This window comes from Apilactobacillus kunkeei (assembly GCF_001308195.1).
Taxonomy (GTDB): domain Bacteria; phylum Bacillota; class Bacilli; order Lactobacillales; family Lactobacillaceae; genus Apilactobacillus; species Apilactobacillus kunkeei_C.
Map to the genome: position 1 here is coordinate 24,258 of NZ_JXDF01000016.1, position 9,455 is coordinate 33,712.

6 protein-coding genes and 1 tRNA gene are annotated in these 9,455 nt (G+C 35.1%); all 7 read left to right on the forward strand.

The window, feature by feature from the left end; all coding sequences use genetic code 11:
* Positions 1-85: 85 nt before the first annotated feature.
* The 7 genes from RZ78_RS03100 (at position 86) to RZ78_RS03130 (ending at position 9,357) form a co-directional block, all read left to right on the forward strand.
* Positions 86-1,015, forward strand: a complete 930-nt coding sequence (locus tag RZ78_RS03100) for an L-lactate dehydrogenase (protein WP_054608099.1) — start codon at positions 86-88, stop codon at positions 1,013-1,015.
* A 105-nt stretch (positions 1,016-1,120) separates the two neighbouring features.
* Complete coding sequence (locus RZ78_RS03105; protein WP_034531232.1) at positions 1,121-1,345, forward strand: hypothetical protein; 225 nt, start codon at positions 1,121-1,123, stop codon at positions 1,343-1,345.
* Positions 1,346-1,392: 47 nt separating this feature from the next.
* Positions 1,393-1,463, forward strand: a tRNA-Gly gene (locus tag RZ78_RS03110).
* A 249-nt stretch (positions 1,464-1,712) separates the two neighbouring features.
* Positions 1,713-3,404, forward strand: coding sequence for an arginine--tRNA ligase (gene argS / locus RZ78_RS03115; protein ID WP_054608100.1), 1,692 nt, complete (start codon positions 1,713-1,715; stop codon positions 3,402-3,404).
* A gap of 114 nt (positions 3,405-3,518) precedes the next feature.
* A complete protein-coding gene (locus RZ78_RS03120) occupies positions 3,519-5,612 on the forward strand; it encodes a transglycosylase domain-containing protein (RefSeq protein WP_054608101.1) in 2,094 nt (697 codons plus the stop codon).
* Positions 5,613-5,687: 75 nt separating this feature from the next.
* Complete coding sequence (locus tag RZ78_RS03125) at positions 5,688-6,875, forward strand: metallophosphoesterase family protein (RefSeq protein WP_054608102.1); 1,188 nt, start codon at positions 5,688-5,690, stop codon at positions 6,873-6,875.
* Positions 6,865-9,357, forward strand: coding sequence for an ATP-binding protein (locus tag RZ78_RS03130; protein WP_054608103.1), 2,493 nt, complete (start codon positions 6,865-6,867; stop codon positions 9,355-9,357). Before RZ78_RS03125 ends, RZ78_RS03130 begins: the two co-directional genes overlap by 11 nt.
* Positions 9,358-9,455 lie beyond the last annotated feature (98 nt).

Genomic DNA, 9,455 nt, shown 5'->3' on the forward strand with positions numbered 1-9,455 from the left:
TATTTTATCATAAATAATCATAATAAAACTTGAATTAAAATATTAGAGTGATAGAATAACTACAACATTAAAGGAGGTATGCTTTATGACAAGAAAAATTGGTATTATTGGAGACGGTAGTGTGGGAGCTGCAGTAGCGCACCACATTGTTGTTTCTGGAATTGCAGATGATTTAGTCATAATTGATCACAATGAAGCAAAAGTTGAAGCTGATGCTTTAGACTTTAGGGATGCAATGTCTAACATTAAGGACCATACAAATATTGAAGTTAATAACTATGACAGTTTAGCCGATGCAGATGTTATTATTTCAGCAGTTGGACACATTGAATTAATTAGAGAAAATAAGGATAAAAATGATCGTTTTGCCGAATTAAACGCTAACGTTAAAGAAGTTAAAGATGTTGCAAAACACATTAAAGATTCTGGTTTTCATGGAATCATTATTGTAATTACTAATCCAAACGATGTTATTACTTCCTTATATCAACGTGAAACTGGACTTGCTAAAGAACGTGTTATCGGAACAGGGACACTTCTAGATTCAGCTCGAATGAAGAGGGCAGTTGCAGCAAAACTTAACATTGATCCTCGTTCAGTAATTGGTTACAACCTTGGTGAACACGGTAACTCTCAATTTACTGCATGGTCAACAGTCCAAGTTTTCGATAAAAGTATTTTTGATTACGCAAAGAAGTATAATATTGACTTAGATGAAATCGATAACGATGCTCGAGTCGGTGGATTTACAGTTTTCAACGGTAAGGGATACACTAACTTTGCTATTTCAGCATCAGCTGTTAAGTTAGCTGAGATTGTTTTACAAGATGCTAAAACAGAATTAGCTGTTTCAAACTACCGCGAAGAATATGGTACATACCTATCTTATCCAGCAATTGTCGGACGAAATGGAATTGAAAAGCAAATTGATTTAGATCTTACTGAAAAGGAACAAAAACAACTTCAAGCATCAGCAGATTATATTAATCAAAAAACTCGCGAAATTACTGATTAATCAGTAATTAGGAGATATTAATATTTTCTCAAAAAATACCTTGATATTAATAACGCGTTTTGATATTATCAATATCGCGTTATTTTTTATTAAGGAGGCAAAAAGATGGCTGAACCAAAAGAATTACAAATTGGCGACCACGTTTCTGCACCTAGATTCGGTTATTTAAAACATGACTTTGCTGGAACAATTGAAAAAGTATACGAAAATTCAGTAATGGTCTTTATCGACGAACACCATGAAGAAGATGGCATCGTCGTTAATGAATATAATAAGCGTGCGGTTGTTAGCAAGAAAGTTGCTAAACCATCAAAGAAAAAAACAGCTTAACAAACTTACCAAAAATTGTAACGTGTGATATAATATTTTTTGTATCTGCGGGTATAGTTTAGTGGTAAAATATGAGCTTCCCAAGCTCAGGTCGCGGGTCCGATTCCCGTTACCCGCTTTGTCGTATAAACCGACAGATACTGTTCGATAATAAAAGACTAGTAGACATATTCCATTAACAAGCGACATCGGATTTGGTGAGAGCCGATGATTAGGGTATGTTGAATTCGCACTTTTTAGAATTATGATTAATTAAATAATAAAGCGGATATTTTATATCAAATAGAGTGGTACCGCGGGTTATTCCGTCTCTTACAATTACTAATATTGTAAGAGACTTTTTATATATTTATGGAGGTTTTGGATAATGGAAAACAAAGAATTAGTTGCTAATGCTCTATCTAAAGCATTGGACAACGAACTATCTGTAGAAGACATTCTACCAAAAATTGAGAGACCTAAAGATTCAAAAATGGGTGATTTAGCTTTCCCTACATTTATTTTAGCTAAAAAGTTTAGAAAGGCACCTCAACAAATCGCTGCTGACGTAGCAGAAAAGATTGATCAAAGTTCATTTGACCATGTTGAAGCTGCTGGACCATACGTTAACTTCTTCCTAGACAAGTCTAACTTCAGTGAAGACGTTCTATCAGCTGTTTTAGACCAAAAGGAAAACTATGGTCAAAACGAAGATGGTAAGGGTGGTAACGTAACCATCGATATGTCTTCACCAAATATTGCAAAGCCTATTTCAATGGGACACTTAAGATCTACTGTTATTGGTAATTCTGTTGCCGAAATCCTACGTAAAAATGGTTACAACCCAATTAAGGATAACCACTTGGGTGACTGGGGAACTCAATTTGGTAAGCTAATCACTGCATACCTAATGTGGGGTAACGAAGAAGACGTTAAAAAAGATCCTATCAATAACTTAGTTAAATACTACGTTAAGTTCCACAAGATTGATAAGGAACAACCTGAACTAGACGATGTTGCTAGAGATTGGTTCAGAAAACTTGAAAATGGTGACGAACAAGCTACTAAACTATGGAAATGGTTCAGAGAAGTTTCACTTGAAGCCTTTGGTGAAATCTATGACAAATTAGGTATTACTTTTGATACCTACAATGGTGAAGCTTTCTACAATGACAAGCTACAAGATGTTGTTGATTCACTGCAAGAAAAGGGTCTATTAAGCAAGTCACAAGGTGCCACAATCGTTGATTTACAAAAATACGATTTAAACCCTGCATTAATCTTGAAGAGTGATGGTGCTTCACTATACATCACCAGAGATATCGCAACTGCTATTTACCGTGACCAAACTTACCACCCAGCTATGAACCTATACGTTGTTGGTTCAGAACAAACTTACTACTTCAAGCAATTGAAGGCTGTATTAATGGAAATGGGTGTTCCTTCAGCTAAGAACCTACACCACATCCCATTCGGGCTAATTACTGTAAATGGTAAGAAGCTATCAACTCGTTCAGGTCGTATCATCCTATTGGACGAAGTATTGAACGAATCAATCGCAATTGCCAAGAAGCAAATTGCTGAAAAGAACCCAGATCTTCCTAACAAGGAAGAAGTTGCTAAAGAAGTTGGTGTTGGTGCCATCGTCTTTGGTGATTTGAAGAATGAAAAGATTAACAACATTGACTTTAACTTAGAAGATCAATTACGTTTTGAAGGTGAAACTGGACCATACGTACAATACGCTCGTGCACGTGCCGAAAGTATTTTACGTAAAGCCGGTGACATTGACTTCTCAAGCGTTGACAAGAAGCTTAACGATGCAGAATCATGGAACGTTATTAAGTTACTAAATGACTTCCCAGCAAGAGTTAAGATGGCTTGTGACGAATTTGAACCTTCAGTTATTGCTAAGTACTCATTAAGACTTGCTAAGTCATTTAACAAGTACTATGCTCACACTAAGATTTTGGATGATGACGAACAAAGAGATGCTCGTTTAGCATTAGTTAAATCAGTATCAATCGTTCTTAAAGAATCACTAAGATTACTTGGTGTTAAGGCTCCAGACGAAATGTAATTAAAGAAAACAGGTTTAACAATTAGTTAAATCTGTTTTTTATTTTACCAATTAGGGTTAATTTGGGTTAAAATGGTATTAATATCATCATCAGTGAAGGAGTAATCATACTAGATGAAAAATGATAAAAAACCAAAAAGTGCTTTTAAAAAAATCTGGCACCGATACCAACTAACTCGTTGGATTATCGTCATATTTTTATTACTATTCCTTGTAATGAGTGCTTATTGCACATTTGTTGCGAAGACTACGCACGTTCAGGACTTGCAGTCATCTTTGGAACAATCTACAGTAATTTATGATGGTAATAATAAAAAGGCCGGTAAAATCTATTCACAAAAAGGAACCTACGTTGGATTTAAGGATATTTCACCAAATATTCCAAACGCAATCCTATCAACTGAAGATAGAAACTTCTACAATGAACACGGTTTTTCCGTTAAAGGATTTGGCCGTGCAATGCTATTAATGATTAAGAACAAGATTATGCGTCGTGACTACATTAGTGGTGGTGGAAGCACTCTTACTCAACAATTGGTAAAGAATGCATACTTAACCCAACAACAAACTTTCAGTCGAAAGTTAAAGGAATTATTCCTATCCATTCAAGTTGAAAATGTATACAGCAAGAATCAAATTTTAACGATGTACATGAACAACTCATATTTTGGCAATGGTGTCTACGGTGTTGAAGATGCATCAAGACGTTATTTTGGAATGAATGCTAAGGATTTACCCGTTCAAGATGCTGCTGTGATAGCAGGAATGCTAACTAATCCAAGTGCATATAATCCTGTTGATCATCCTAAGTTAGCCTTGGATAGAAGAAATGTTGTGTTACAATTGATGGCTGATAACAATAAGATTAGTCAATCAGAAGCAAACAAGTTAAAGAAGACACCAATCCAAGTCAAGAATACCTACCAATACAAGGATGGTTATAAGTACCCATATTACTTCGATGCTGTAATTGATGAAGCAATTAATAAGTATGGTTTATCCGAATCAGACATCATGAATAGAGGATACAAGATTTATACAACGCTAAATCAAGATCAACAAAACAGTATGCAAGATGATTTTGCTAACGATAGTAACTTCCCAAGCAACGCTTCTGATGGTACTAAGGTTCAAGCAGCCTCAATTGCTTTAGACCCAAGTACTGGTGGAGTTACTGCTGTGGTTGGTGGACGTGGCCAACACGTATTCCGTGGGTACAACCGTGCAACCCAAATTAAACGTCAACCGGGTTCAACCATTAAACCACTAGCTGTTTACACCCCAGCTTTGGAAAACGGTTATAACTACAATGACATGCTTCAAAATAAGAAGACATCATATGGTTCTAACAAGTACACACCGGAAAACTACAACAACGTATATACAGGAACTGTACCTATGTACACTGCGTTAGCGCAAAGTATGAATGCACCAGCTGTATGGTTACTTCATAAGATTGGTGTAGACAAGGGTTATGAATCAGTTAAGTCATTTGGTTTGCCTGTCCAAAAGAAGGATAAGAACCTTGCTTTAGCTTTAGGTGGATTATCATCAGGTGTATCTCCTCAACAAATGGCAGGAGCTTATACAGCGTTTGCCAATGAAGGTAACATGACTACACCTCATTACATTAGAAAGATTGTTGATTCTTCAGGTAATGTGATCGTTAATAATGAATCAGTAACTTCTAAGAAGGTAATGTCAAAAGATGTTGCTAATAAGATGACTAGTATGATGCTAGGTGTCTTTGATAACGGTACTGGTGCATCTGCTAAACCAAGTGGATACTCAATTGCCGGAAAGACTGGTAGTACTGAGGCTGATAATACAGGTGACTCAGATGCTACAAGAGATAAATGGATTATTGGATATACACCAAAAGTTGTTGTCGCAACTTGGGAAGGTTTCGATAATACCAATGCTGGACATCATTTGGAAAACCTAAGTGGAACCGGTGTAGGACCATTATTTAAGACCGAGTTACAACAAATTTTACCAACTACTGGTAATAACAACTTTAGTGTCAAAGATGCTGCTTACTTGGATTCACAAGAAAAGAAGGCCAATAGCTCTTCTGGTTCTAGTTTCTGGGACAGTGTTTCTGATGGTGCTAATCAAGTATCAAAGAGCTTTGGAAAAGGCTGGGACAATTTAAAGAAGAATGCAAGTAATTGGTGGAATGATGCCAAAAAATTTGTTGGAGACTAAATTGACCAATTAATATAAAACGTCGTATCATTATTATTAAGTGATACGACGTTTTTAGTTAAAGGAGTAGTTAATTTGAAATTTATTCATGCCGCTGATTTACATTTGGAGAGCCCATTTAAGGGTTTGAAGAATGATGAAACTCCAAATGGATTATGGAAACAAATATATGATTCTACCTTCAAATCTTTTGAAAGAATCGTAAACGATGCCATCGAATACGATGTCGATTTCGTATTATTGGCGGGTGACTTGTTTGATCGAGACAATCAAACCCCTAAGACTTATGATTTCTTTCAATCACAAATGCAAAAACTAAACGAACACAATATTGATGTATACATGATTTATGGAAATCATGATTATTTTGATATGCAAAAAGAATCAGTATCATTCCCAGATAACGTTCATGTGTTTGGTAATGATGTTGAAACTAAAACATTTACACTGGATGGTAAGAAAATTGCCATTACCGGTTTTAGTTATGCCAATAAATGGATTACAGATAAGAAAATTGATGAATATCCAGTGAAAAATGATGTAGACGTGCAAATAGGGATGCTACACGGTGGTTTGGAACAAACGGGGGATCATTATGCTCCATTCTCATTAGAAGACCTTATAAGCAAGAAATATGACTATTGGGCATTAGGCCATATTCATAAACGCCAACAATTAAACGAAAGCCCACTAGTATTTTATTCTGGTAACATTCAGGGAAGACATAAGAATGAACCGGGTGATAAAGGATACCTATTGGTTAATGATGAAAGTGGAAAGCTGGAAGCAACATTCCATGCTACGTCGTTAATCGATTGGTTGACACTTGATTTGAATATGGACTTTGTTGATGTTGAAAGTGCCAAAAATCACATCTTACAAGTTTTAATGGGCAATAAGTATGAAAATATGCAATTGATTAGTTTGAACCTTATCTTGAATAATCCAATTTCTGATGGTCAAAGACAGGACTTAGAATATCGAGTTACCAATGCGTTAAGTAAGGACTATGAACAATTAAATGCATGGATTTACGAAATTAATGTCAGATTGAGTGATGACCAAAAGATGTCATCAATCGACCAAGAAATTTGGGATGAAGCACAGGAAAAGGTGTTCTCTGAAGATGAAATCAGTTCCGTTTCTAAGTCCTTACGTAAGTACGATTTTATTGCACAACATTTGGATGAATCCAAAGAGGACTTAATGGAACAAACAAGAATGAAGCTACTAGGTGGAAAGGAAGATACGAATGAAGATTAATAAATTGGAAGTGCTAGGTTACGGTAAATGGCACGACGTATCCTTTGATTTTAATGATGACAACCTACAAATTATATTTGGTAACAATGAAGCAGGGAAAACCACTTTACTAAGCTTGATTGAAGGGATTTTATTTGGTTATGTTGACGGACGTGGAAGTGCATATGAACAATATATTCCGCGTGATACTAAATCATATGGTGGGAAACTAACAATCACCACCGATGACAATCGTCATTTTATTCTAACTAGAATTGCCGGAACCCATGGTGGAGAGTTATCAATTTACGATATTGATAATGATATGCAAACCTCAAATGACATTTTAGAAAAAATCTTAGGACCAATTGATCGAGATACCTTTGAACAACTATTTTATTTTGGTGATTTAGATATTAAGCAAATTTCTAAGTTGAGTAAAAATGAATTAGTTAGTCGCATTCAAAAGGTTGGCTTTGTCGGAAGTGACCAATGGTTAGAATTAAGAGACAAGTTCGACAAAGAAGCAAAGGACTTATACGCACCAACCGGTCGTAAGCCACCTTTGAATCAAAAGTTGAAAGAATACGATGATTTATTGGACAAGATTGCTGAAAGCAAGAATAGTTTAAATGATTACAACCAATTGATTAGTCAAAAGAATGCTTTAGAAGCATCCATGAATCAATCTAAGCAAAAGGTTAGTGAGTTGGAAAAGAAACTAAGTCAGTTAAATCATTTCAAACAAGTTTGGCCAGTCTATCAACAACTTTCATCTTTAAAGCAAGACAAATTTGAATTCAAATATGGATTCTCCGATGACGATGTTAAACAGTTTAATGAATTAACCAATCAACTATTCTTAATCAATCAACAAATCGATAGTATCGAAAAATCAATTAACCAATTAAACGCTTCAATGAACAATGATGATGATTTGAAGAAATTCAATGATTACAAGACTGAAATTGATAAACTGGTTCAATCATTCTCCAAAGTGAATGAAGAAATCAATCAATTAAGCGTTAGCCAATCAATGATCAACGAAATTAATCGCCAAGATAGTCAACAAGTTGTCGCTAGCAGGGATGACATCGTTACAATTCAAGGCATTAAACAACAACTTATTGAACTTCAAACAAGAAAGCAAAAGCCATCTAATAGTTTTTCTATCATTGGTTTAATTGGTGTAGTTATTGGAATTGCAATGCTTACCGTATTACCAGGAGCGTTAAAACTAGTCGGGATTATCGTATTATTGCTCAGTGGGATTTATACCGGATCCGTTAAGTTTAAGAAAAACGAAGATAGTAATTCCAATCAGGAACGTGATGCATTAAATAATCAATTAGTAGATTATGGTAATAAATACTCCTTTAATATAGAAAATGTTGATGATTGGTTATCAGAACAAAAATACCTAGCTCGTAAGACTCAAGATACTAGTCAAAAGGCTAAGTATGAAGAAGAAATGAATCAACTAAATGGGAGTCTAAAAGCATACTTTGCTGAATGGCAACGAGTATTTAGTGGCCTTAACATTAATGATTCATTTGATAATCAACTTTCACAAATTCGTACTTATCTAAATAAGATGAATGAAGAAAATGCGATTAATTTAAGAAATAATAATCAATTGCAAAACTACCTACAACAAAAATCATCATTAATCGATAAACAAATCCAGTATAAGAAGGACTACTCTGAATTCTTAAATACTAGAAAAGTCGATGACGGTGACGAATTTAAAGAGATTGTAGAACAACAAAGAAATCATTCAATTAAAGCGGCTCAACTACAAAACGTTAAGGATCAAATTACCGATGATGACGTAAAGGTTTTAGATACTTTTAATGACATAACTGAATTGGATAATCAATTGAATGCAGCGGATGCAGAAATGACTACTGAAAAGCAATCATTACTAAATGCATCCCAACAACTAGAAAGTTTAAACATTCAGTTGAAACATGTTATTGCTGACGGAACCTACAACGAACTAGTGCAAAAACAAAGTAACCTAGAAGCAGAAATTAATGATATGGTTGATCAATGGATGAGCATGAAGTTAGCTAATTCATGGATTGATGAATCATTGAACATTGCGACTGCTGATAGAATTCCGTTGTTCGAATCTAAAGCAAAAGAATTCTTTGCAATCCTGACCGATAATAGATACACAGGAATTACTTACTACAAGAGCAAGTTAAAGGTAACTAGGGATGATAAGGTTCAATTTGATGCTGGAGAACTATCTAGAGGAACAATTGAACAACTATACCTAGCATTGATTCTGTCACTTTCTGTGGTATTCGGTAGGGACTATCGTTTACCATTAATCATCGATGATGGATTAACTGAGTTCGATCAACAACGAACAGGTAATGCAATCAAGCTATTAGATAATATCAGCGAATCAATGCAGGTGATTTATGTTACTTGTGATTCTGATATTTTAAAACTAGTTGATGATAAATCAGTACTAAATTTAAATGATTACTAAAAAAAGACTTGACCTGAACCCCTAAAATTGGAGGATGGTTATGCAATTTTCTGGGAGGAATTGTTCCGGTATTCAACCGGTGACATTCCTCCCAGTTT